Here is a 21753-nt window from a genome sequence, read left to right as displayed (position 1 = left end):
CGGTGGATGGGACAATTCCTTTTTAGAAAATTTGCTCAGTTTGATTGAAAATTGAAGTGCGTAGGCCGTGGCTGGAGGAGATGCATTAACATAGAGATAAGCATCCGTTAAGGAAAGTATCATACAATAAGTAGCCATATTCACTTTGGTTACGATGTTATGATTGTTTTATATGTTCCTTTCCCCAGAAACCAGGCGGGTGACTTAGCGGCAGGAATGGATTCGTGGGTAAAAAACCATACTCAGAATTTTGGACAGACCATTCAGGTTATCTTTTATCAGGATGAAATTAATTACGATGCCATTCCGCCCGATGCTTCTATCTTCCTCTGTGCTCATGGATCTTCCGGTGCAGAGCTTAAGCTTTACAATAACAGTAACCTTGACTTAAGCGATGACATCTCCATTGAGGAAGCCGCCCGACGTTTGAGTCATGAATTTGTTTTTATTCATCACAAAATTCAGAATATCCACTTGTATTGTTGTGGAAGTCAGGAAAAAAATTCTCAGATGGCCAAACTGATTAAGGATTACCTGCCACATCTTCAGGAAAACCATATTCACTACTACCGTGGCAGTTTGACCTCACCCAATGAAAGCGGTCAATTATTTTCAATCGTGGATGCCTACTACTTACCGGCTGAACAGGTGAGATTCACAGTTCCTCCGAGCAAGCAACAGGCTCAAGATGAAGACGATTCCACTTCATGTTCGAAATTTCACCAGTACTATTTATCCAAACACTTTCCATACAATGATTGCTTTAAAGCAAAACGACAGGAACAAAAACGGCATAATTTTTTTGCAGGAATTCGAGAGCGCCGACAACTCGATAAATTTGACAATCGCAGGTTATGGGCTGAGGATATGGAGATCCCGGCGAATACCCTATCCTGACCGTTGGGCGGTGGAAAGTAGGATGATGCCAATGGTTCTTAACCAACATCATTCTCCTCAACCGCTATACACATTCTTCCGCTCAATATGCCGCTTTATTTGCCAGAGAATAAAAATAAAGTTATCTTAGCTCCCTAAATTGACACCAAGGAGCAACAATGCTTAAAAAAACAGGTTGTACTTTACTGGCCGCTTGCGCCCTTTTCAGTGCTTCCGCACTGGCTGCAGCGCATCACGAGCTTGCCCCAGGAATTACCGTGGAATACGATCTTCCCCCGAATAGTCCGCAAGTGTTTTCCAATTACTTTTTCTGGACTGTAACAGCGACCTGCGTCATGCACAGCGAAGACCCCAGCAATAATATTCTTGTCAAGGCGTTGAGCAAATCCGGTAAAATTAATGGCATGCCACTCAATAAAGGCCAACAAACCGTCATTACTATCCACAATCGCGATCACATTGAAATCAGTGCTGATTCGGGTGCCCAGGTGGAACTGACTAATTATGGTCCCCACACCGTGAAGGCAACCTGCTCCACTTAAACTGTATACCCCCTCGATAGAGGGGGAAATCTTAAGCCGCGCCGCTCATTTAAACGTAGCCTTTGGATTAATAGGGGGCTTCCCCGCTTCATGCACATGGCCATCTTCATTCAAAAATGGGATGCCGTGCATAAAGACAGCACCCAAGGTAAACAAGCGTTTTTAATATTAAATCCGTTCATCGAGAGAAATCCTGTCAGTGTTCGCGTGTCGCCGAAAATTGGATTTTTGGATAACGCTCTTCAGCCATCGTCAGGTTGACCCGCGTGGGAGCCAGGTACATCAGGGTATCGCTGCCATCCAATGCCAAGTAATCATGAGCCTTGACCTTAAATTCATTCATGGCTTTTTCATCATCGGCATAGACCCAGCGGGCGCAGGTGACATTGACAGCCTCATAAACACAATCCACCTTATACTCGTGTTTCAGGCGATGAGCCACCACATCAAACTGCAGGGTTCCAACTGCACCCAAAATCAGCTGATTGCTGTTTAACGGCCTGAACACCTGCGTTGCCCCCTCTTCCGATAATTCAATCAATCCCTTAATCAGAGCTTTGCTCTTTAAAGGATCTTTTAAGCGTACCAGACGGAAGAGTTCCGGCGCAAAATTGGGAATGCCGGTGAACTTGAGCGTCTCTCCCTGAGTGAAGGTGTCGCCAATGCGAATGGTACCATGGTTATGCAGACCAATAATGTCTCCAGCCATAGCTATTTCCGCATGCGAACGATCACCCGCCATGAACGTCAGGGCATTCGCAATCTGCACCTCTTTATTCAGACGCAGGTGATTAAGCTTCATCCCTTTTTTAAAAGTCCCTGAACAAATGCGCAAAAAGGCGATGCGATCACGGTGTTTCGGATCCATATTCGCCTGGATTTTAAAAACAAAACCGCTGAAATTGTCTTCTTCTGGCTGTACCATTCTTTCCATGGCCTGACGCGGCATCGGGCCTGGCGCGTATTGCGCAAAATCATCCAATAATTCTTTAATCCCAAAATTGTTGATGGCCGAACCAAAATAAACCGGTGTCATTTTCCCCGAAAGGTAATCATCGAGATTAAACGCATGGGAAGCGCCTTTTACCAGTTCAATTTCATCGCGAAGCTCCTGCGCGCTTTCACCCAACAATTCATCGAGTTTGGGATTATCCAGGCCCTTGATTTGCAAGGCATCCTGCTTTTGTGTGTTTTTACCGGGTTGGTAAATATAAACCGTATCCTGGTAGAGGTGATAAATGCCTTTAAAGCGCTTACCCATCCCCACAGGCCAGGTCACCGGCGCGCATTGAATGCCAAGAACGGTTTCAACTTCATCCAGTAACGAAATGGGTTCACGGCCCTCACGGTCAAGCTTGTTAATGAAGGTCATGATGGGTGTATCGCGCAAGCGGCAGACTTCCATCAGTTTCACCGTTCTGTCTTCTACCCCTTTGGCCACATCAATCACCATCAACGCCGAATCAACCGCTGTCAGGGTACGGTAAGTGTCTTCCGAAAAATCTTCGTGACCCGGAGTATCCAGCAAATTCATCACATGATCATTGTGCACAAACTGCATCACCGAGGTGGTAATGGAAATTCCCCTTTCCTTTTCCATTTCCATCCAGTCCGATGTGGCATGCCGGTCGGCTTTACGGCCTTTTACGGTACCGGCCAGCTGGATGGCGCCCCCAAACAGGAGCAATTTTTCCGTTACCGTGGTTTTACCCGCATCAGGGTGGGAAATAATGGCAAACGTTCTTCGTTTTCGAAAGTCCAGATAAAAATCGGTCATAATCTTGCCTGCGATTGATTCATGCCGCGAATTTTAAGTGAAATTACGCGAACAAACAATTTTATCCCATGCTGGAGCAAGTTTTTCTTTTGGATTTATACTATGCATATGTACAATTAATAATCACTCAGGATAAAATAACCGGGTTAGACGTATTCAATCCTTTAAGGAAGTGCATGTTAACTTTTAAAGCGCTTACCGCCAATTGCGGTAATGGGACGCCCGGCGAAGCAGCCACGCAAAACATTCAGGCTGCCGTTCAGGATGCGGACATTACGTTCATTTTTTGCCAGGAAGCCGACTTTGGAAAAACGAAAGATGAACTTCAAGCCAATTTACCCGGCAACCTGACCATTACCCCCATTCATCAAATGGTCACGCATACGAAGGGAAAAACCCAGCTACATAAACGCACAGGCATTATGATCCTTGCCATCCATAGCCAGGAAGTAATGATTAAAAAGAATGAAGAAGATCAGCTCCGCATTCGCCGAGGCGCACGAATTTCGGGCTCAGCCTACAATAAAGGCGGCGTTTTTTCCCATGTGACCGTGGAAAAAAATAATGAACAATTCATCCTGAATTTAACCAGCGCCCACCTTGATTCCTCAAAAGAGGAAACCCGAGCACTCGATTGGGCTAATATTCACCAAGCCCAACGCGTCTCAGCAACCAATTACCAGCAATTGTGTCAACGGCTGCCCGATACGGTTGTATCCGGGTTTGATGCCAATACTCGCAATCAATTACAGGGCAATGAAAAGTCAATCAACAGCTGGAACGAAGGCCACCGCATACCAGCCATGCAAAGCCTGGTGATGGCCCCGTTGGGTAATCATCGGGAATCACGCGAATCGACTTATAAAACCAGCCTGGAAAACGTCCTGGATGTCCCTGATAAAAAACGCCCGCGTTATGCCAAAGGAGGCATGCTGGATTTGGTTTGCTACAATTTTCCCGATACAGCGCGTGAACAAGCGGAGTCTAAAACATTCGCCATCGAGGAGGCGTCATTTTTTGAACCAGTGGCAGAGAGTGAATCACGCGATCATGCCATCATTGGCAGCCATGCCGTCAAACTCAAAAAATCTTCAGATTTTGACAAGGTCAGGCATTACATCGGTTGCGCTTTAGCCCTGGCAGCCCCTGAACTAGCCGCTCATGTACTCAGTGAATCATTTCAGGACACGGATGACAACCAGCGCTATTTATTTGAGCTTCATCAACTCTATTTATCCCCAGAGGGTTTACTGCAAAAAAAACTCTATGATCATGCAGCTAATCTTAAATTTTTGAATGGCGAATTACAAAAAAATGCCTCCCCAGAGGATGTCGCCGCCATAACGATGCATTTATTTCCCGAAAAACCGTGGTTCTCTTTTCCAAACCGCCATATTCCCCTACAGCTTAGCGACTTGGTGGCTCACAGCCAGTTTTTGACGCATTGGAGTGAACTGGATAGCTTGGAACAATTCTGTCTGGTTAATGGTTTTTCAGTTCAGGAAAAAATGCTGATGATTATTGTTCTATACAATGCGCGAAATGCCCTTAAACAGGCCACCACGGAGGCACAACAAGCGCTTATCGTACAGCAGACTGAGAAGCTGATTCAGGCGATTCAAATCCTTTGCGATTATAAAGAACACCTTGATCAAGAAAATAGAACCGCGGAAATCGGACAAGAAGAAACCGCTGCAGACCAGGATGAATTGTACATTCAAAAGGGCAAGGTGGTGAACCGGATGATTAACATTCTGATGCAATCTCAGTCGCCCGCTATTGCCCTTAACAATTTGCATAAAGAAGTCAACGAGGCTCAGAACATGCTTGCCACACATCGCGATACGGATCCCTTCAGTTGCATGCTTCGCTGGTTGAAATCATTGCTATCCCCGCGCTGGGCAGAAACACACGGGGCTTTTTTTGCCAAGAGCATGTCATCGGCCCTTAAGGAGAACGAAGTGAATCTAAACCCGGTAAGCGAGGACATGGATTTGGATGAGCCTGAAACGGGGCCGCTCTGAGGCTACTCATTAATTAAATCAAGCGTATCTTCGCACTCAAAATAATCAGCCACTTTGGCTGAGGTTACGCGTTCGAGGCAATCGGGGCGCCATTTTGGCGCCTTGTCTTTATCCACCAATAAGGCACGCACCCCCTCATAAAAATCCTCATCTTTCATGAAATGGCTAACCAGGCAGTAATCCATTTTCATGCACTCCGCCATCGACAGAGTTTTTGCCTTATGAATTTGTTCAAGGGTTATTTTTAAACTCAATGGCGATTTTTCATGTAATTTGGACGCGATATTTTTAGTCCACTCACTGTCGATTTCCAGCAAGGAATCCAGGATAGACTCGACATGAGGGTAGCGAAAACAGTGATCAATTTCCGCCAGGTGATTTTCAATCTCGGCGTTGCTCCTGCGCGCCGCAAACCGGCTCAGGCAATCATCAACAGCGCGGTAAGCATCGTTTGATAAATCAGCTCCAATCAGAGCGTTTAGTAAATCAGGAAATTGCTGGCTGGGCACATGTTGTTTCACAAGCTGCATCGTCAATGCTTCCTCGACATTGAGGCGATTGCCGGTTAACCCAAGGTAAATACCTGCTTGACCGGGGCAGCGTGCCAACAAATAACTGGCGCCAATGTCGGGAAAAAAACCAATACCGGTTTCAGGCATGGCAAAGACAAAACGTTCACTGGCAACCGGATGAGAGCCATGCAGGGACACCCCGACTCCACCGCCCATGGTGATGCCATCCATCAGGGCAATGTACGGTTTATTCAACTGGTGAATGAAATGATTCAAACGGTATTCATGCCAGAAAAACTGCATTTGCTCGGGATCTTTTTTTCTGCCCGCTTCATACAGCCAACGCACATCGCCGCCGGCACAAAACGCTTTTCCAGGTTCTGCCTGAATAACAATAGCATGTATGGCATTATCCTTCTGCCACTGCAGTAATTGATGCTGCATGGCTTTAATCATGGGCAAGGTCAGGGCATTTAACGCGTCTGGACGGTTTAACGTGACAATCCCCAGATGACGCTGCCTTGAAAACAGGATATCCGCTGTCATGTTATTCCCCTTTGAATACGGGTTGGCGTTTGTTTAAAAAGGCGTTAACCCCTTCTTTTTTATCCTCGCTGGCACACACTTTGGAAAAATGCACGGCCTCAAGGTGCAAGGCGTCGTTAAGCGATAAATCGTAACCGTAATCAATCACTTCCATAACGCTTCGGATAGCCAGCGGCGCCATGCTGAGAATGCCTCTCAGAATCTGGCGGCCTTCGTCCAGCAATTGATGCGGTTCGGTGACTGCACTGACCAAACCCCATTGCAAAGCTGTCTCGGCATCGATAAAACGGCCGGTTAAACACAAATCAAGCGCACGCCCCTTACCAATTAAACGAGCCAGGCGCTGCGTACCACCGTAGCCCGGAATCACCCCGAGCTTCACTTCCGGCTGACCGAATTTAGCAGCCAAAGACGCGATGCGCAGTGTCGCTGAAATGGCCAGTTCACACCCGCCGCCAAAGGCAAACCCATTGACTGCCGCAAGCGAGGGTTTTCCCAAGGTTTCCAACTGCCTGAACACAGCCTGGCCATCACAGGCGAATTGATACCCGGTTTCGGCATGACACTCAGCCAACCGAGAAATATCAGCGCCTGCGCAAAAGGCCTTGCCATTACCAGTCAGGAGTAGCGCCCGTACTTGTGGGTTATCTTTAGCCTGAGTCAACAGATCTGACAACAGGAACAACACGTCCTGGCTTAACGCGTTAAGTTTTTCAGGACGGTTCAGCGTCAACGTGAGAATCCCGTCGCTGTCCAGTGATTGTTCAATTACATTCATAATAACTCCTGTTATTCGATTGAATAGTCTTCATCCAGGGTGGCCTTGGCTATGATTTCCCGCATGATTTCATTCGACCCTTCGAGGATCTGATGCACGCGCAAATCGCGAAAGATGCGTTCAATCTGGTAATCATGCAGATAACCATAACCCCCATGAATCTGCATGGCCCTGTCACTGATACGAAAGGCAATATCCGTCGCCAGCCGTTTGGCCATGGCACAGTACATGGGTGCCTGCTCATCTTTTTTATCCAAAGCATCGGCTGCGCGATACACCATCAGGCGCGCGGCCTCAAAATCGGTGAGCATGTCGGCAAAATAAAAACGCAAGGCCTGAAATTGCGTGAGCTTTTTCTCAAATTGCCGGCGTTCATTCATATAATTTCGCGTTTGCCGCAAACAGGCGGCCGCCCCGCCCAGCGAGCAGGCGGCAATATTGACGCGGCCGCCATTTAAGGCATTGAGGGCGATTTTAAATCCCATCCCTTCCTCGCCAACAAGATGGCTGGCAGGCACACGGCAATTTTCAAAATAAACCATGCAGGTCGGTTGGCTACGCCAGCCCATTTTCTTTTCCAATTTGCCAAAACTTAAACCCGGAGTGTCTTTTTCAACCAGAAAGCAGGAAATACCCTGATGCGTTGAATCGCCGGTTCTTACCATACACAGGTAGATGTCGCTGACACTGCCGCCTGAGATAAACGCCTTGGCGCCATTTAAGACATAATAATTGCCCTCTTTCACCGCGCGGGTTTTTAAAGAGGCCGCGTCAGATCCTGATTCAGGTTCAGTGAGGCAGTAACTGGCAATGGCGTCCATGGCGGTAAGGCGTTTACCCCAGGTACTTCTCAAGGGTTCCGCCGCATACCGATCAATGGCGGTAGTCACCATGTTGTGGATGGAGAGGAACGCGCTGGTGGTCACACATCCCATGGCAAGCTGTTCAAAAATCAAAGCGGCATCAAGGCGTTTTAACCCCGCTCCGCCAATGTCTTCAGAGGCCACCATACCGGCCATGCCAAGCGAGGCGGCTTCACGCAGAATGTCAACGGGGAAATAGTCCTGTTCATCCCAGGCAGCAGCATGGGGAGCCAACTTGTTGCGGGCAAACTCAGCGGCCATGTTACGAAAAGCCACATGTTCGTCTGTCAATTGAAAATCCATAACCCGTCCTTAGTTTTCAAGCCCCATCATTAAACAGAATAACGTCGTTTTAGGTGGAGGCCTTCCTAAAAAATGATATTATTGCCAATTTTTAGCGTTCGTGAAATAAAAAAAGAAAAAATAATCACATGGAAACGAGCCATACGTCTGCCTCACATGCTGACGAAGCCGCGCTGGCCTTAAAAAAATATTTTGGCTTTGACAGCTTCCGAGGTTTACAGAAAACGATTATTGATGATCTTGTTCAGGGCAAAGATTTATTAGTACTGATGCCCACAGGCGGCGGCAAATCCTTATGTTATCAGATCCCGGCCCTGATTCGGCGCGGTGTTGCCATTGTCGTATCCCCCCTGATTGCCTTGATGGAAGATCAGGTTGCGGCACTTAAGGCCCTGGGCGTGCGTGCAGCTTATTACAATTCGTCCCTGTCGGGCGAGGAGGCCAAGCAGGTTCTGTCGCAATTGCATCATGAGGCACTCGATTTACTCTACATTGCCCCGGAACGTCTGGTACACCCCGCTTTTCTTGAACGCCTGAAGCAGTGCGAACTTGCGTTGTTTGCCATTGATGAGGCCCACTGCATTTCGCAGTGGGGGCATGATTTTCGCCCGGAATACAGTACCCTGGGTCTATTAAAAACCCATTTTCCCTGCATACCCGTTATTGCTTTAACAGCCACCGCCGATCAACAAACCCGTACCGATATCATCGCCCGCCTCAATTACGCTCCGACATGCTACGTTGCCTCGTTTAATCGCCCCAATATTCATTATCGCGTGCTTTTAAAGAATAATCCCGGTCGGCAATTGCTACAATTTTTAAACAGCCAAGCCGAGAAGGCCGGCATTATTTACTGCAGCACCCGCAATGGCGTAGAACGCCTGGCTGAAAAATTGAAAGACGAAGGATTACGGGCACGTGCTTACCACGCCGGATTAAGTCATGAAGAACGCCGCCAGGTTCAGACGCTTTTCAGGCATGACGAGATTGATATCGTCGTTGCCACCATTGCTTTCGGCATGGGCATTGACAAACCCAATGTGCGGTTTGTCGTTCATTATGACCTGCCGAAGAGCATTGAAAGTTATTACCAGGAGACAGGGCGCGCCGGCCGGGATGGTTTGCCGGCTCAGGCTTTACTACTGTTTGACCCGGCAGACAGCGCAAGGCTTCGCGCCTGGATTGCCGCCTCAGACAATGAGGGGCAGCAACGCGTTGATAGCGCCAAACTAAATCACATGCTGGCCTTTGCAGAAGCGGCCCATTGCCGACGCCAGATTCTCTTAAACTATTTTGATGAGAGCACCCCGGCCAGCTGCAATTACTGCGATGTCTGTGATCATCCGCCCCGCATTGAAGAGGCGACTGAAGAGGCCCAAAAATTATTGTCCTGTATTTATCGCCTGCGGCAGGGTTATGGCATGAGTTACACCATTGAGGTCCTGCGCGGGGTGACTTCTGAAAAAATCAAAACGGCTCATCATGACCAGTTGAGCACCTTTGGTATAGGCCGCGACCGCTCAGCACACTACTGGAAGCATCTCGCCTGGCAGCTGATTCACAGGGGTTATTGTTATCAGGACATCAGCCAATTCAACGTGCTGCGCCTTACGCAAAAAGCCATTCCGGTATTGCGTGGGGAAGAACGGGTTTCCCTGACCTTGCCAGCCAAAGATTTACCTGCGCCTAAATCCGGCAAAAAAGCGGTGACATGCCTGAATGACCCCTTATTTGAAAAACTGCGTCAATTACGGCGCGAACTCGCACAGGAAGAGGATAAACCACCGTTTATGATTTTTAGTGACATGACGCTGCAGGAGATGGTGGATAAAAAACCAGCCACCTTAATGCAACTTCGTAATATTACCGGGGTCGGACAATACAAACTCGAACGCTACGGTCAGCAATTTCTTGGACTACTGAATGAGCACAATGCGCTTGCCTAACGGGTTGCCCAGCGGTAGGATAGGCCTGCTGTCAGATTCTGGCTAAGGTTCTATCATGCTCAAATTTTTAAACCACGCATCCGCTTTCCTGCTCGGCCCCTTCTTGTTATTAATTAAATATTTATTGGTTCAATTCTTTGTGGCTTTAGGTTTTGTAGGATTAACCATTGCTTTTGTGGTGATGTCACCTGTCCTTCTAGGCTTTTCACTCAATATTCTGGGTGTCAATTCTACATTGGCCATGATCTTTGGCGTACTGCTTGCACCATTCGCCTTGTTTGTCAGTGTCTGCGCTGTCCCCATTGTGTCCCTTTATTGTATAGGCTTGGCTATTGGTGATGCACTTAAAGTATTTTTTGAGGGCTTTGGCGCTGCACTCTATGATGGATGGGCAGGTATATTTGAGAATTTTGCTCAACCTATCGGTTATTTTTCATCAACCGGTCAGTCCCTGCTGGTCCTTATTCACCGGCTTGTTATCCCCGCCAATAATTCTCATCCTCATGATCCGCAAACAATTGATCTCGATGAGCTCCAACAGGAACATGATGCCATTGAATCTAATCTTCCCGATGTCCATGAAATGCGGGACTTACTTCAGGAAGCCACAAACACCATTCAACCGGATGCGCTAAAACAAGCCACAACCCTGGTTCATTTTCATGAGCAGGCAGAGAAGCTTAAAGCCGAGTTAGAACGCCATTACCAATTGGCTAAAAATTTATCTGAAGTTGCGGAGGCTATGGATCAAAAGAAAACCCCGGCGCTTGAAGATGAATTATTCGAAAAAATGGAACTCGAACGCCCTGTGCTGTTTGTAAAAGAATACCTTGACCATGACAAATGGCACGCAGTGCCAGGTTCCACCAAGATAACTGACTACAACTCCCTCAAAACCTGGTTAAATCAAAATGCCATTATCCCCACCACGCGGGATTCTATTCACTCGCCCACTCCCTATCAGGGTAAAAAATGCCGTTATGCCTATTATCCATTTTCGGTGAAATGCAAGGAGTTGGTGGAATCCTCTGTCCGCATTAACCAGTTGAAAAAGGATCTGCACCAACTTTCCAAGCAGTTCAATCAGGGCAAGGCTCTGGAGCCGTCCAAAACTGTCCTGTCGGATGCGAAGCACGTTACGTTTTATAAATCGAGCAACGATGGCAAAAAGGTTGATACAAGCGTTGAAAAATCAGTAGAACCTGAGATGGTATTGTCGGATTCTAATCCGGGTTTCTCTCCCAATTAATTATTGAGGACACATGGGCAAGGAAATAGCAATTATCGGCGCCGGGCCTTCCGGCCTCACGGCCATCAAAGCGGCATTGGCAGAAGGGTTGATCCCTACGGCGTTTGAACTCTCCAGGGGGATTGGCGGTGTGTGGGGAGAAGCACAACGCAGCACCCATCAACAGGGTACTGCCTGGCCCGGCATGAAAGTCAATATTTCGCGGCATACAGGCAGTTTTTCTGATTTTCCCTGGCCGTCAGGCACCCCGGATTTCCCCACTACCGAAGAGCAATACGCTTATCTCTTAGCCTATGCGAAACAATTTAAGCTTCTGCCTTGTATTCAATTTGAATCGAAAGTCGTGGAGGTCAAGCGCGAGGAAAATCAATGGCTGATTCGCTGGCAGGAAAAAGGCACATCGGTTTGCAAGGAAAAATTATTTGATGCCGTTATTGTAGCCAGCAGTAAATTCACTCATCCCTATATTCCCGAATTTAAAGGACTGGATAGTATTCGAGACAAGATGAGCCATAGTGCCCATTACCAGGGTCCAAAACCCTTTGCCGGGAAAAAAGTACTGGTCGTCGGTAACTCTTTCAGTGGTACAGCCATCGTTGAAGAGTTAGCCCCTGTGGCCTCATTGACAACTCATCATTTTCGCAAAGAGCATTGGTGTGTTCAGCGTTACCGTTCTGCCGAACCCAATCATCAGGGTCCCTGGTTACCCCGGGATTTATTAAAAACTTATAACAACAGTCGATTACCAAAATCGCCTGAGGAAGAAGTTAAATTCTTACAGAAACACTGCCAGGAACAGCAAGACTTCCCCGAATGGCAAATGACAGACTCGTCACCTATGAAATTTACCATTGTTGAAGATTATTTTAAGTTATGCCGCCAAGAAAAAATCATTTTCGCGAAAGGTGAGATAGACTATTTTACCGAGAAAGGCGTACAACTGTGCAATGACCAGTTTCATGCATTCGATCATGTCATTTTCTGTACAGGTTATCAGCGGCAACTATTTTTCCTGCCTGAACACCTCCGTACTCTACCGAATTTATACGAAGACACCCTTTTATCAGACTCGCTAGCCGTTATCGCCATGTATGAGGGCGCCCGTGGAGCGGTATTCCCGATTGCGGAATTACAGGCCCGATTGGCATGTCGGGTATTCAGCGGCAACTATTCACTCCCTGATGCAGAAACCCTGCTTAAGGAAATAGAGAAGACACCGGCTAAGCGGGATGAGATTGAGTTTTTAACGTCACTGGCCAATAAACTGGGTATTTTGCCTGATATAAAGTCTTACGATCCAGGCTTTCAACATGTACTGCTGGACGGCGCTCACACGCCCCAACGGTTTAATCTGACAGGCCCCGGCAGCCATCCTCTCGAGGCAAGACAAGCCGTTGAAACCACCGAAATGCATCGCCGCGCACTACTGCATGCTAAAGACACCATTCCGACGCTGGCTAAACTTTGCCTCTTCAAAATTAACTCATCGTCAATCAAAACAGCCGACAAGAATAAAACGGAGATTCACATGACCTGTTAGTTCCGCAAAAGGAATGGATCCCCCGCCTGCGCGGGGGATGACAGATATGAGGACAGCAGAAAATGTTGAAGACCAACCGTGAAGACACAATGGGCAAAAAAACTCAATGAAACAAAGCCTGTCCCCGAAACCTGTCTTGCTCACAAAGCAATTTTGTGCGAAATAAACTGTCTTCCAAGGCACAACCTGCCTTCCAAAAAACAACCTGCCTTCCAAAGAACAACCTGCCTTCCAAAGAACAAACCGCCTTCCAAAGAACAAACCGCCTTCCAAAGAACAAACCGCCTTCCAAAGAACAAACCGCCTTCCAAAGAACAGCCTGCCTTCCACGAATAAGCAGTCTTTCCCGCGCAGGCGGGAATCTATGGGATTAACCGCACAGAAGGTACATTAGGGTTCAGAGTCCCCCCAGGGAGAGCACTTTCGGGTTGGGCATTAATGGGCGTGGCAGCCTATTTTCAAATGGACCTGGTAATATTTGCTTTGATTTCCCTCGATAAAACCACGGGTTTGCAATACCTCATACCAATCCAGCTTGCCGTGAATTTTTGCCGCCTGCGCAATGGCATTATTAATCGCTTCCTCAATACCTTCTTCCGAAGTTCCCACCAATTCAACAATTTGATAAACACGGTTTGTCATGTTTCCTCCTTGAAAACCATAACCAATTACTCATACAGAATAGACGATAAATGCCAAATTAAATACGATTTATCACTCTATAATTGTTGTTGTGCTTTAGCAATGGCTTTGCGTAAACCCTGAGCAGTCTCCGAATTGCCTGGAACCATTTTTAACAATTGTTGCCAATACACGATGGCGTCGCCAAACGCCTTTTCCTGATAGGCTTTAGCGGCAAGCATCGCCAAGGCATCCGGTTGTTCTGGATTTTTTTTCAGCAACAGGTGCAATTGCGCCGTCATGTCATCATTAAATTGCTGATGGTTGAGCAACAAAAGAACCTGAACATAACTGACTCTTGCTGTGTCATTCTCAGGATTAAGGGTAATGGCCTTTTTAAATGACGTTTTGGCTTGCTGCAATTCATTTTGACTGAGATAGAGTCTACCCAATAGATACCATCCGCGAGAACTGGCCGGCGTATTATCCAAACGCTGCCGCAAACGCGTGATTAAATCCTTGGGGTCTTTAATCGTCGCGAGTACCTTCTTTACATCCTGCATGCGGGCCTGCTGCCGTGAAAAATCATGCAAAGTCTGCCAACTTCCCCAATACCAATAACCGCCGCATCCGGCAACAACAAAAAAGGGGATAAGAACCAGCAGCGATTTTTTTGTTCCCCGTAAACCAAAGGAAAGCAGCAGCAAAGCCAACAGGATCAAAGCGGCAAAACTCAATAAAAGCCAATTTTCATTCATGTGCAACCCGCTTTAGACATGTGCGCCAAAAAACCAGTAAGCCCAATACTAAAAACAGAATGGGACCAAACCACAATAACGCCGTGACCCATTTTACCGGAGGATTAAACAGGATAAAGTCACCATAACGGTCAGTGAGGTATTGAATAATCTCACTGTCGCTCTTTCCTTCCCTGACCAGATCGTAAACCTGTGCCCGTAAATCTTTGGCGAGATCCGCATTGGAATCCGCCAAATCCTGATTTTGGCAAACAAGGCAGCGCAACTCTTTTAACAGGTGGTTAAATTGGGCTTCCTGTCGGGATGAATCAAAAGGATAAAAGCTATTCGCCTGAGCACTCCCTGACAAACAGATCATTAGTATGAAAACGTATGCAAGCCATTTATTCATGATTGTCTTTTCAATTGTTCAATGCGTGGCAGGAATTCTTTTTTCCAACTGTCTTCATTCAGAACGCCGGCATGACGATACTGAATAACACCCTGGCTGTCGATAAGAAAGGTTTCCGGTGCACCATACACCCCTAAATCGATGGCCACCCTGCCCTGGGTGTCTTCACCGACCAGGCGATAGGGATTTCCCCATTCAGCCAACCATTTCAAAGCCTCGCCGGTATTATCCTTGTAGTTAAGACCATACAAAGGCATGCCCTCTTTTGCCAACTGCAATAAAAAAACCTGTTCTTCAACACAAGCAGCACACCAGCTGGCCCAGACATTGAGCAAGATCACCTGTCCCCGCAAATTGCCTGATGTCATGGTTTCTTCCTCATGCCCAAGAACAGGCACTTTAAAGGTTGGTAGTGGACGCCCAAGCTGGCTGGAGGGCAGTTTTTGAGGTTCAAGCGACAATCCCCGCCAGAAAAATAACACCAGGACAATAAAAACTCCAAAGGGCAGCAGGCGCCAATTCATTATTTTCTTCATACCTGCCTCATCGCTAACTTCGCGGGGACAGGTTGTCGTTGACGGTAATAACGACGATCCGCCAAGGCCAGTAAACCGCCCGCCAAAATCAGAAACCCACCACCCCAGATCCAACGGATAAAGGGCTTAAAATACAAGCGCACAGACCAGGCTGTCTCATCCACAGGCTCACCCAAGGCCACGTAAATATCGCGAAATGGATTGACGTCGATGGCTGATTCCGTCATAGCCATTTGGCCGATAGTATAAATACGTTTTTCAGGATAAATCACGTGCACCCGGGAACCCCTGCTGATTTCAAACCGGGCGCGGGTCCCCTGATAATTAGGGCCGTTTAACGGGTGTTCACTGAGGAAGCGAACGCGATAGTCTGCGATTTTCGCCTCCTGGCCCGGCGCCAGTTTAACATCATCCTGAATGCCATAACCGCTGGAAATGGCGACCCCAATGACTGCCGCAGCCACACCAACGTGGGCTAGCACCATACCCCAAAAAGCCTGACTTAAAGCCTTAAAACCACGCTCCATGCCCCGGATGTAAACCAGTTTGCCAGTACTCAATACAATCCACAGAGCGAGCATGAGCCCAAGCAGGCTATAGCCATTGATTGGTTGGTTGACAAAAGAAAGAATCACGACAGGAAGCAGAACACTCAAGCCAACAAGGCTTTTCAGGTGGCTTAAAACCGATTGCAGCCTGTCTTGTTGCCATCGCAAGTGAATCCCCAACCCCATCAGAAGCAGCAAAGGGATCATCAGCGGGACAAAAACCGTGTTAAAATAGGGCGCGCCTACCGACAGCTTGCCAAGCCCAAGGCCATCGATTAACAAGGGGTAAATGGTTCCCATCAAAACAGTTAACATAATAACAACAAGAAAAACATTGTTTAACAGCAAGGCGCTCTCTTTTGAAACCAGGGCGGGATTATTCTGACGGGTGAGGCCTTGTGCGCGAAACGCGAACAATAACAGGGAACCACCAATCACAGTCAACAGGAAACACAGGATAAAAAGGCCGCGCTGTGGATCAACAGCAAAGGCATGAACGGACGTTAGCACCCCGGAGCGTACGAGAAAGGTCCCCACGAGACTTAACGAAAACGCCGTGATGGATAATAATAAAGTCCAGGCAATAAATTGCTGCCTTTTTTCACTGACAGCCAGAGAATGAATCAGTGCCGTACCCACCAGCCAGGGCATGAAGGATGCATTTTCTACCGGATCCCAGAACCACCAACCGCCCCAGCCGAGCTCGCGATAAGCCCACCAGCTGCCCAAGGTAATGCCGGCGGTTAAACAACACCAGGCCGCTAAAGTCCAGGGTCTTGTCCATTTAGCCCAGGATGATTCAACCCGCCCCAGCCAGAGGGCGGCAATCGCAAAGGCAAACGCCACGGAAAAACCGACATAGCCCATATACAGCATGGGTGGATGGAAGAGGAAACCCGGATCCTGCAGCAAAGGATTTAAATCCCGTCCTGGTGTCGTTAACAGTTGAAACTGGCGCACAAACGGATTGGACGTACTCAATAAAAAAAGAATAAAACCGATACTGATGAGCCCCAGAACGACCAGTACCCGTGTGCGGATTGCCTCATCCAGGCTTTTGCTGAAAAAGCTGACACCCATCATCCACAGGCTGAGGATAGCCACCCAGAGCAACATCGATCCTTCATGCCCACCCCAGACTGCACAGAGTTTGTAAAACCAGGGTAAATGAACACTGGAATTACTCAAGACATAAATGACAGTAAAGTCATCCCGCAAGAAACAGGCGGTTAAGGCAAGATAGGCCAAAGCGATAAAAACAAACTGCCCCGCCGCTAAAGCCGGCGCCGCAATAATCCAGCTTTTCTGCGAGCGAAGCAGCCCCGCTGTTGGAATAACAGCCAGTAACACGGCAAACAGCAGGGCCAAAACCAAAGAAAACACACCAAGTTCGGCTATCATTTTTTCCCCTGAAGAGCCAAAGCGGCCTTGACTTCCGGCGGCATGTAATTGGCATCGTGTTTGGCAAGCACCTCCGCGGCATTAAAATGGCGCTTATCGAGCACCTCCCCTAAAGCCACTATCCCCTGCCCCTCACGGAACAAATCCGGCAATATCCCGCGGTAGCTGATTTCAATTTCTTCATTAAAATCAGTGAGCTTAAAGCGTACCGATAAGTCCTGGCTGCCGCGCACAATACTCCCCTTTACCACCATACCGCCAATACGTACCCTTTGCCCTGTGGTTATTTTGCCCGCCGCCATTTGCGAGGGGGTATAAAACAAGCTGATATTTTGCCGTAGAGCATACATTATCAGCGCGGTAACCAGCGTTAATGCTGCGAGCATGCTTACAATTAAAACCAATTTTCTCTGACGGGCTGGATGCATGGTCATTGCCGCTTAAACCATTGGTGCAATTTGTTTCGCGTGCGCTTCTGCTGCCGTTTGATGTCCAGCAGCAACAAGGCTAAAACCGCACAGACCAGACCATAAGCCGGCCAGATGTATAGGGCATACTTTCCCATCGCCAACCCGTTCATCGTCCTTCCTCCACAAATTCTTTGACCCATTGCTGCCGCCGTTCGCGCAGTAACAATTCATTGCGGGCTTTATGCAAAATAATCCATAAGGCATACAAGGCGAAACCAAGCAGTGAAAGCAGCAAGGGATATAACATCGGCGCTGCAATTTTAGGCTTGGCAAAAACAGTCAGCGTCGCCCCCTGGTGAAGGGTATTCCACCAGTAAACCGAATAGTGAATAATGGGCAAATCAACAAGACCCACCAGGGTCAGTATGGCAATAACCCGATCGCCGCGTTCCGAATCAGTGAATGCCGAGCGTATGGCCAGAATGGCGATATAAAGCAAGAGCAGAATGAGTTCTGAGGTCAATCGGGCATCCCACACCCACCAGGCACCCCACATGGGCTTTCCCCAGATACTGCCCGTGGCTAAGGCTAAAAAAGCCATGACCGCCCCGAGTTGCGCCACCACAGAGAGCATTAAACCAGCCAGTTTAATTCGCCAGACAAGGAGCAGCACCGCAAGAAAAGCCATCCAGGCATACAAGGACATGGATAAAAAAGCCGCTGGAACATGGACGTAAATAATGCGAAATGCGTCACCCTGCTGGTAATCAGGCGGTGCAAAAAAAAGCCCCCAGACAAGACCTGGCAGTAAAGTCACCCACACACTGACACCCAATAAAGGAAGCCAGCGTTGCGTCAGCTGGTAAAAATTTCTGGGCGAAGCCATCTGGTAGAGAAATTTCCACATAAGGGATCGGGACTCAAAAAAGGCCGATTTTATCATGCCTTGGCAAGATGCGACAACCAATGCGCGAGATTAACTAAAAACCAGGATTGAATGAATCGTTAGCTTTCGCTTCATCTGGCTCTTTTGTGCCATTCACCGTCGCCCTTATCATTTCTACCAGACGGTCAGCCTGCGTATAGAGGCGAGTGGTCACAAAAGCCAGTGGGAGATGGCTTAATTGGGCGAGCTTTACTTTGGCCTCCATCCAGTCACGAACACCCAGTGACTGCATCAGTCCTTGTGCAATCGCTTCCAATGCTTGCCCCTGATAAGCATTATTAATCATGGATTCTGAATACGGTAACAGTTTCTCAGCAATAATCAAATGAAGCAGCGCCTTGTCATATTGCTCCAGTTTCAGCTCAACCACAGCTAAAAGCAGATAACCGGGAGTCCAGTGAAGATCAGCGGCTATATTTGCATACACCAGAGCTTTATGGTGCAAATCCGGTTGCGTCAGGCAATCGGTTACCAAACTATTCAACGCAGGGAAGTAACCCGCTTCGGCGGCTTTAGACAAATAAATCAGATTGTCATCACCAGCGACTTTGTATTGGCTGTATAGAAAAATTCCTTGCAGCAGTTGGAAGGTTGCAAGGGTCGGTTGCGGCAGGTATTCATGAACCGGCTGATTATTTTTTTTTGCCAGTTCAGACGGATTTCGACCACTTAATCGCCAGCGCTCGTTCCAATAAGGTTCCAACGAAGCCTGTTTGCAAAGGGCATCGACCCGGCTGTCTTCCATTGCCAGCCTGATTAATGTAGCGAGGCTGATGCCCTTGATCAGAATAAGCAGTTGAGTTTGTTGATCATCACCCAGGGTAAACAGGAGTTGCCCATCTTTGGTGCGGCTTTCCAGGGTCTTGATGAATTCATTCAATTCCTCTATAGCCGTTCTGTCTTCGTAAGACAGCGTTGTCAAATCCAAAAGGGTTCTCCTAAAGCCGGTTTAAGTCGTCTAATTTACCTAATCAATTAACGAATTGGAACAAAATTCAGCCCCATGCCTGCTCAGCTGTAAATTGATAATCGTTGTTCCATATCAATCAACTCGACGCTGTCTTCCTTCTCTTCTGGATTCTTTGGTGAATCAATAACCGGCAATTGAATATCCGACCTATCGGTCAAAGCATTCATTCTGGCGATGGACTCATCAAATTCATCAACAGACGGTTTCGACGCTGTAAATAGGCCGTGGCGATTAGCTGACATTTTTATCTTCTTTATCTTCGCCGCCTGCTTTTGAAGCCCAACCTCTGATTCAAAAGGAAAATAGACGCGGCGAACATGGACCAGTAGTTCCGGAGCAAGAATGGTTTCTAATTGCGTCATGCTTTGGATACCGGGCGCGTCTTTGATGTCATTTGGCATGACCGCGCAACGCAGTTTGATGATGGTCTCGGCGCTTTTGCGTCGAACAACGGGATTTTCGCTCGCGATTAATGCCTCTAAATCTTCAATAGTGGCCTGGTTGATATCAGGACACAGAAATTTTCTGGAATCATACCCGGGGGTGGATGGAAACAAGCCAAGATTGCTGAGGTGTTTACACATCTGAGGGATGACCCAGGATACGCGAAAAATGCCGCCCAAGGCCATGGATTCATAAGGGAAACTGTTGGCATGATCTTGTATCTGTTTGATGAAAATTTCTTTTTCAGTAGCGCCCAAACCAATACCCAACGTTCCTGCAGCACCCCATACAAAAATACGGTGGTCTGGTGAATAAGTCCCCAACGGAATGGGTTTCGTATCTAAATGGGTTTTATAGACGCACTGCTTGAAATGGCTTAACCCCTCAGTGATTTCAGGATTAACCTGGCCGATAGCAACAACCAGCTTATCGCAGATAATTTCCTCACCCTCCCTCATTCCCTGATAAGGATCGCATTCCCGGGCTTTAAACGAGACAGCCAAACGGCCATCGTCTAACTCCCGTACATGGGCTAATTCGCCAACGGCCAGTTCAAGGCGCTTTTCGCAGGCCTCACTGATAAAGCGGCTTAAGGTACTGATGTCATCCAGACCTTTACGATTGCGTGAGACGAGTTTTTTGATTTTTACACCGTCTGTCTCACCTGAACGCGCGAAGATTTCAGTAGCCCAGGCCGCGTTAATGGCCGAGCCGCCGTATAAAAGCACATCCCCTTTGAGACTCACATCGCCATCCTGCGCGTAAATCAGGCTTTGTCTCTTGACGAGTTTTTCTGCGAGGACCGGAGAAATCTGAGTATCGGTCAGTTTACGGGAAGGACCTAATCCCGCGCAAATATCAATATGATGCGTATACAGGTGCACCATCTGGGTTTCATTATCCAGCTTACAAACCACGCTCAAACGGTATTCATAACCGTCCCATAACCAGTCGGCAAGATGCTCTTCCCGTTTTTCAATGCTCCTGGCTTCAGCCTGCAAAACAGGCATGTTCAGTTCAACCTGGGTCGCAACCAGCGCACTATGGAAATCTTTAGCCAGCACGTAATTGTAAGGATTGGTTGAATCATTTCCATGCTTTAAATCAAAATCAGTCGAATGATGTGGGAAACCCGTCGGGGTTTGTACACTGGCTGGCTGGCCCATGACCCGTGAACCCTCCTTTGGCCAGGTATTGAGGTTAGCGGGATCATTAAGAACCAGAATATTGGGTAAATGAGGATGAGCCAGATTTTTAGAACGGTACTCAGGAGAGAACTCTTGAAAAAGTAATGTTCCTGCTACGCCAGCGCCGATGATCAAACGCTCAAATGCAGGGGCCTTTGGGTTTAATACCTGCGCCATGATCTGCATGGATTGGTATTCTTGTTCGACGGTCGACTCTTCTTTAAGAAAAAGCATGTATCGCCGGCGATAATCATCGAACTCAGTAAGCGACACGCCCGTTGAATTCAACTGGGTAAGTAGATGATGCCGATGGGCATCGAGTACGTTTTTCCTTTCAATAAGATCCTTTTTAATTTCTTCCAATTCAAGGATTCGTTTCAATACTTTTTGCAACAACATGCTCTATCTCTGCTCGGCCAGACCAAAAAGTCAACTTTTCGTCGCCAAACTATATCAGAACAAGCTTAAGGGCATATTAAGGACATATTGATTTATTATTGCTCCACGCGCACGCAACAATGTTTCGTAAGCCGAATATTTGAATATTAACTCTCTAGACGTTAT

The 21753-nt window shown here is 47.6% G+C and carries 20 protein-coding genes; 6 read left to right on the top strand and 14 right to left on the bottom strand.

The genetic code is table 11. The features are described 5' to 3' along the window. Positions 1-159 precede the first annotated feature (159 nt). A complete protein-coding gene (locus tag Lery_RS13565) occupies positions 160-897 on the top strand; it encodes a hypothetical protein (protein WP_131751081.1) in 738 nt (245 codons plus the stop codon). Between the two features lie 158 nt (positions 898-1055). Beyond that, positions 1056-1439 carry a hypothetical protein gene (locus Lery_RS13560; protein ID WP_058527763.1) on the top strand — a complete coding sequence of 128 codons (384 nt, stop codon included), beginning with the start codon at positions 1056-1058 and terminating at the stop codon, positions 1437-1439. Positions 1440-1635: 196 nt separating this feature from the next. On the opposite strand, the gene Lery_RS13555 is transcribed toward Lery_RS13560, so the two are convergent. Next, the gene (locus Lery_RS13555; protein WP_058527762.1) at positions 1636-3216 is read right to left on the bottom strand and encodes a peptide chain release factor 3; all 1581 of its coding nucleotides are present in this window, start codon (positions 3214-3216) and stop codon (positions 1636-1638) included. 176 nt (positions 3217-3392) lie between these two features. Here Lery_RS13555 and Lery_RS13550 point away from each other — a divergent pair, with 176 nt between their 5' ends. After that, positions 3393-5240: a hypothetical protein gene (locus tag Lery_RS13550; RefSeq protein WP_058527761.1), complete on the top strand. Its 1848-nt coding sequence runs from the start codon at positions 3393-3395 to the stop codon at positions 5238-5240. Between the two features lie 2 nt (positions 5241-5242). Here the strand turns inward: Lery_RS13550 and Lery_RS13545 are convergent, their stop codons facing one another. From Lery_RS13545 to Lery_RS13535, 3 genes are read right to left on the bottom strand one after another with little or no spacing between them, the layout of a single operon-like run. Next, positions 5243-6298 (bottom strand): enoyl-CoA hydratase/isomerase family protein, encoded by a 1056-nt coding sequence (locus tag Lery_RS13545; protein ID WP_058527760.1) that lies wholly within the window; start codon positions 6296-6298, stop codon positions 5243-5245. Position 6299: 1 nt separating this feature from the next. Beyond that, a complete protein-coding gene (locus Lery_RS13540; RefSeq protein ID WP_058527759.1) occupies positions 6300-7076 on the bottom strand; it encodes an enoyl-CoA hydratase/isomerase family protein in 777 nt (258 codons plus the stop codon). 11 nt (positions 7077-7087) lie between these two features. After that, positions 7088-8242 carry an acyl-CoA dehydrogenase family protein gene (locus Lery_RS13535; RefSeq protein WP_058527758.1) on the bottom strand — a complete coding sequence of 385 codons (1155 nt, stop codon included), beginning with the start codon at positions 8240-8242 and terminating at the stop codon, positions 7088-7090. A gap of 128 nt (positions 8243-8370) precedes the next feature. Here Lery_RS13535 and recQ point away from each other — a divergent pair, with 128 nt between their 5' ends. The 3 genes from recQ to Lery_RS13520 are packed head-to-tail and all read left to right on the top strand — an operon-like array spanning position 8371 to position 12977. Continuing rightward, positions 8371-10188, top strand: coding sequence for a DNA helicase RecQ (recQ, locus tag Lery_RS13530; protein ID WP_058527757.1), 1818 nt, complete (start codon positions 8371-8373; stop codon positions 10186-10188). 55 nt (positions 10189-10243) lie between these two features. Then, positions 10244-11437 (top strand): DUF2628 domain-containing protein, encoded by a 1194-nt coding sequence (locus tag Lery_RS13525; RefSeq protein ID WP_058527756.1) that lies wholly within the window; start codon positions 10244-10246, stop codon positions 11435-11437. Between the two features lie 13 nt (positions 11438-11450). Then, on the top strand, positions 11451-12977 hold the full coding sequence (locus tag Lery_RS13520; protein ID WP_058527755.1) for a flavin-containing monooxygenase: 1527 nt from the start codon (positions 11451-11453) through the stop codon (positions 12975-12977). Positions 12978-13412: 435 nt separating this feature from the next. On the opposite strand, the gene Lery_RS13515 is transcribed toward Lery_RS13520, so the two are convergent. From Lery_RS13515 to Lery_RS13470, 10 genes are all read right to left on the bottom strand, one after another. Then, positions 13413-13619, bottom strand: a complete 207-nt coding sequence (locus Lery_RS13515) for a dodecin (protein WP_058527754.1) — start codon at positions 13617-13619, stop codon at positions 13413-13415. Positions 13620-13696: 77 nt separating this feature from the next. Further along, positions 13697-14356, bottom strand: coding sequence for a tetratricopeptide repeat protein (locus Lery_RS13510; RefSeq protein ID WP_058527753.1), 660 nt, complete (start codon positions 14354-14356; stop codon positions 13697-13699). After that, the gene (locus Lery_RS13505; protein ID WP_237759243.1) at positions 14349-14714 is read right to left on the bottom strand and encodes a cytochrome c-type biogenesis protein; all 366 of its coding nucleotides are present in this window, start codon (positions 14712-14714) and stop codon (positions 14349-14351) included. Before Lery_RS13505 ends, Lery_RS13510 begins: the two co-directional genes overlap by 8 nt. Before the next feature lie 29 nt (positions 14715-14743). Further along, positions 14744-15283 (bottom strand): DsbE family thiol:disulfide interchange protein, encoded by a 540-nt coding sequence (locus tag Lery_RS13500; protein ID WP_058527751.1) that lies wholly within the window; start codon positions 15281-15283, stop codon positions 14744-14746. After that, positions 15280-17232, bottom strand: coding sequence for a heme lyase CcmF/NrfE family subunit (locus Lery_RS13495; protein ID WP_058527750.1), 1953 nt, complete (start codon positions 17230-17232; stop codon positions 15280-15282). Before Lery_RS13495 ends, Lery_RS13500 begins: the two co-directional genes overlap by 4 nt. Continuing rightward, entirely contained in the window at positions 17229-17660 is a 432-nt protein-coding gene (ccmE, locus tag Lery_RS13490; protein ID WP_058527982.1) for a cytochrome c maturation protein CcmE, read from the bottom strand. Before ccmE ends, Lery_RS13495 begins: the two co-directional genes overlap by 4 nt. Positions 17661-17662: 2 nt before the next feature. After that, positions 17663-17812, bottom strand: coding sequence for a heme exporter protein CcmD (gene ccmD / locus Lery_RS13485; protein WP_058527749.1), 150 nt, complete (start codon positions 17810-17812; stop codon positions 17663-17665). Further along, positions 17809-18549: a heme ABC transporter permease CcmC gene (ccmC, locus tag Lery_RS13480; RefSeq protein ID WP_058527748.1), complete on the bottom strand. Its 741-nt coding sequence runs from the start codon at positions 18547-18549 to the stop codon at positions 17809-17811. The genes ccmD and ccmC overlap by 4 nt, the downstream gene beginning before the upstream one ends. Before the next feature lie 73 nt (positions 18550-18622). After that, positions 18623-19516: a DUF5630 domain-containing protein gene (locus Lery_RS13475; protein WP_058527747.1), complete on the bottom strand. Its 894-nt coding sequence runs from the start codon at positions 19514-19516 to the stop codon at positions 18623-18625. 83 nt (positions 19517-19599) lie between these two features. After that, positions 19600-21588 carry a hypothetical protein gene (locus Lery_RS13470; RefSeq protein ID WP_058527746.1) on the bottom strand — a complete coding sequence of 663 codons (1989 nt, stop codon included), beginning with the start codon at positions 21586-21588 and terminating at the stop codon, positions 19600-19602. Positions 21589-21753: the final 165 nt, after the last annotated feature.

Origin of the sequence: Legionella erythra (assembly GCF_001467615.1) — a bacterium.
Classification (GTDB): Bacteria; Pseudomonadota; Gammaproteobacteria; order Legionellales; family Legionellaceae; genus Legionella_C; species Legionella_C erythra.
This window is presented reverse-complemented; position numbering and strand designations above follow the sequence as displayed.

Coding starts and splice junctions, on each gene's coding strand:
- Lery_RS13565 (WP_131751081.1), top strand. CDS start 160: ATGATTGTTTTATATGTTCCTTTCCCCAGAAACCAGGCGGGTGACTTA.
- Lery_RS13560 (WP_058527763.1), top strand. CDS start 1,056: ATGCTTAAAAAAACAGGTTGTACTTTACTGGCCGCTTGCGCCCTTTTC.
- Lery_RS13555 (WP_058527762.1), bottom strand. CDS start 3,216: ATGACCGATTTTTATCTGGACTTTCGAAAACGAAGAACGTTTGCCATT.
- Lery_RS13550 (WP_058527761.1), top strand. CDS start 3,393: ATGTTAACTTTTAAAGCGCTTACCGCCAATTGCGGTAATGGGACGCCC.
- Lery_RS13545 (WP_058527760.1), bottom strand. CDS start 6,298: ATGACAGCGGATATCCTGTTTTCAAGGCAGCGTCATCTGGGGATTGTC.
- Lery_RS13540 (WP_058527759.1), bottom strand. CDS start 7,076: ATGAATGTAATTGAACAATCACTGGACAGCGACGGGATTCTCACGTTG.
- Lery_RS13535 (WP_058527758.1), bottom strand. CDS start 8,242: ATGGATTTTCAATTGACAGACGAACATGTGGCTTTTCGTAACATGGCC.
- recQ (WP_058527757.1), top strand. CDS start 8,371: ATGGAAACGAGCCATACGTCTGCCTCACATGCTGACGAAGCCGCGCTG.
- Lery_RS13525 (WP_058527756.1), top strand. CDS start 10,244: ATGCTCAAATTTTTAAACCACGCATCCGCTTTCCTGCTCGGCCCCTTC.
- Lery_RS13520 (WP_058527755.1), top strand. CDS start 11,451: ATGGGCAAGGAAATAGCAATTATCGGCGCCGGGCCTTCCGGCCTCACG.
- Lery_RS13515 (WP_058527754.1), bottom strand. CDS start 13,619: ATGACAAACCGTGTTTATCAAATTGTTGAATTGGTGGGAACTTCGGAA.
- Lery_RS13510 (WP_058527753.1), bottom strand. CDS start 14,356: ATGAATGAAAATTGGCTTTTATTGAGTTTTGCCGCTTTGATCCTGTTG.
- Lery_RS13505 (WP_237759243.1), bottom strand. CDS start 14,714: ATGATCTGTTTGTCAGGGAGTGCTCAGGCGAATAGCTTTTATCCTTTT.
- Lery_RS13500 (WP_058527751.1), bottom strand. CDS start 15,283: ATGAAGAAAATAATGAATTGGCGCCTGCTGCCCTTTGGAGTTTTTATT.
- Lery_RS13495 (WP_058527750.1), bottom strand. CDS start 17,232: ATGATAGCCGAACTTGGTGTGTTTTCTTTGGTTTTGGCCCTGCTGTTT.
- ccmE (WP_058527982.1), bottom strand. CDS start 17,660: ATGCATCCAGCCCGTCAGAGAAAATTGGTTTTAATTGTAAGCATGCTC.
- ccmD (WP_058527749.1), bottom strand. CDS start 17,812: ATGAACGGGTTGGCGATGGGAAAGTATGCCCTATACATCTGGCCGGCT.
- ccmC (WP_058527748.1), bottom strand. CDS start 18,549: ATGTGGAAATTTCTCTACCAGATGGCTTCGCCCAGAAATTTTTACCAG.
- Lery_RS13470 (WP_058527746.1), bottom strand. CDS start 21,588: ATGTTGTTGCAAAAAGTATTGAAACGAATCCTTGAATTGGAAGAAATT.